The following is a 2,639-nucleotide window of genomic DNA, read 5'->3' as shown; positions in this document are numbered from 1 at the left end:
GCGAGGTTCGCGTCTTCTGCGCCGGTGGCCCAGTCGCGCAGCCGGCGGGCGTACTCCCGCAGCGCGGTCGCGGTCTTCGCGGACAGCAGCCACGGCACCCAGCCACCGCCGGGCAGGTCCGTCCACTCCGGGTCAGCCGGGGCTGCCGTCGGCCCCGCGTCGGCGGGTGGTTCTTCGAGGATCAGGTGGGCGTTGGTGCCGCTCACGCCGAACGAGGAGACCGCCGCCCGGCGGGGAAGCTCGCCGGGCCGCCAGTCCACCGGCTGGTCGAGGAGGCGGATCCGCCCACCGTCCCAGTTCACGTGCGGGGTGGGCGCGTCGATGTGCAGGGTGTGCGGCAGCCGGTGGTGCCGCATCGCGAGGATCAGCTTGATGACGCCGGCCGCGCCGGCGGCGGCCTGGGTGTGGCCGATGTTCGACTTGATCGACCCGAGCCAGAGCGGCTGCCCGTCCCGCCGCTCCTGCCCGTACGTGGCGAGCAGCGCCTCCGCCTCGATCGGGTCCCCGAGCGTCGTGCCGGTGCCGTGTGCCTCGACCACGTCCACGTCGGCGGGGGTCAGTCGGGCGTTGGCCAGGGCCTGCCGGATCACCCGTTCCTGCGAAGGTCCGTTGGGTGCGGTGAGGCCGTTGCTGGCGCCGTCCTGGTTGACCGCCGAACCGCGGATGACGGCCAGGACCTGGTGGCCACGTTCCCGGGCCACCGACAGCCGTTCGAGCAGGAACAGACCCGCGCCCTCGCCCCAGCTAGTGCCGTCGGCGGCGGCGGCGAACGGCTTGCAGCGGCCGTCTGGCGCCAGTCCCCGCTGGCGGCTGAACTCGACGAGCATGCCGGGGGCGGCCATCACGGTGACGCCGCCGGCGAGGGCGAGTTCGCATTCGCCGTTGCGGATGGCCTGTGCGGCCAGGTGCATGGCCACGAGTGAGGAGGAGCAGGCGGTGTCCACGGTGACCGCCGGGCCTTCCAGCCCGAGTACGTAGGCGATCCGGCCGGAGGCCACGCTCGTCGTGTTCCCGGTCAGCACGTACCCCCCGACGTCCCCCGACGCCTCGTGCATCCGCGGGCCGTAGTCCTGGGGCATGGCGCCGACGAACACGCCGACCCGTTCACCCCGCAGGCTGGCCGGGTCGATGCCGGCCCGCTCCACGCTCTCCCACGCGGTCTCCAGCAGCAGCCGCTGCTGCGGGTCCATCGCGGTCGCCTCGCGCGGGCTGATCCCGAAGAACTCCGCGTCGAAGCCCGCGACGTCGGTGAGGAATCCGCCGTCCCGGGCGTACGTGGTGCCGGGGGAGTCGGGGTCCGGGTCGTAGAGCGTCGCCAGGTCCCAGCCCCGGTCGGTGGGGAGCGGGCCGATCGCGTCCCGGCCCTCGGCCAGCAGCGCCCACAACTGCTCCGGCGTCACGACCCCGCCCGGGTACCGGCAGGCCATGCCCACGATCACCACCGGCTCGTCCCGCGGGGTCGCCGTCGGGAGCGCCACCGCGGGGGCCGGGCCACCGACCGCCAACCGGTGGACGAAGTCGACCAGCCGTTCCGGCGTGGGATGGTCGAAGGTGACCCCGGCCGGCAGGTCGACGCCGGTCACCGCCGCGAGGTCGTTGCGGAACCGCACCGCCATCAGCGAGTCGAAGCCGAGGTCCTTGAACGTCCGGGTCGGGTCGATGCCGTCCGTCGCCGGGTGACCGAGGGTGTACGCGAGCTGGCCGAGCACCGCCTCGCGGACCAGCCGGCGGCGGCCCGCCTCGTCGAGGGCGCGGGCACGGTCGCGCAGCGGCGGCGCCTCGGCCGGCACCCCTGCGCCGGCCCCGTCGACCGGTGCGTCCCCATCGACCGGTCCGGCCGCGCCCGGCGCCGAGCTCGCACCCGCCGGAGAATCCGCCCCGTCGGTTCGCCCGGGATCCGGTACGCGTGCCTGCTGCGCCTCGGCCGGGGTGTCCAGCCAGTGGTGCCGGCGCTGGAACGGGTAGCCCGGCAGGTGCGGCGGGTCGAACCGGGCCGACCCGACCGGCCAGACGTGACCGGCGTCCACGGTGTGCACCGCCGCCGCGGCGGCGAGGCCGGTACGGTCGGCGGGCTGTTCGGGATGCAGCACGTGCACCGCGGTGACCGCCGCGGGCAGCGTCTGCACGTGCAGGGTGGTGAGCGTGGCGTCGGGTCCGAGTTCGACGAAGGTGCGCACGCCGTGCTGGTCGTGCAACGTGGTGATGCCGTCGGCGTAGTGGACGGGGGCGAGGATGTGGCGTACCCAGTAGTTGGGGTCGGTGAGTTCGTCCGCTGTGGCGAGTTGTCCGGTGACGTTGCTGATCACTGGGATGGTGGGCGGTTGGTAGGTGAGGCGGGCGGCCACCGTGCGGAATTCGTCGGCGATGGTGGTCATGTGGGGTGAGTGGAAGGCGTGGCTGACCGTCAGGGCGGTGGCTTTGCGTCCGTGGTCGCGCCATTGGGTGGCGAGTTCGTGGCAGGTGTCGCGGTCGCCGCTGATGACGGCGGTGTGTGGCGTGTTGACGGCGGCGATCGCGACGCCGGGGTGGCCGGCGGTCAGGGCTTCGGCTTCGTCGCGGGTGGCTTGTAGCGCGATCATGGCGCCGGGTGTGGTGATGCTGTTCATGAGTCGGGCGCGGGTGGTGATGAGTAGGGCGGC

General features: G+C 73.7%; 1 protein-coding gene. It reads right to left on the bottom strand.

The window, feature by feature from the left end:
- Positions 1-2,639, bottom strand: a 2,639-nt coding sequence (locus ACZ6S5_RS34810; RefSeq protein WP_466006538.1) for a beta-ketoacyl synthase N-terminal-like domain-containing protein, incomplete at both ends; no start/stop codon positions are given.

The organism is Micromonospora sp. NPDC051924, assembly GCF_055586005.1.
This window is presented reverse-complemented; position numbering and strand designations above follow the sequence as displayed.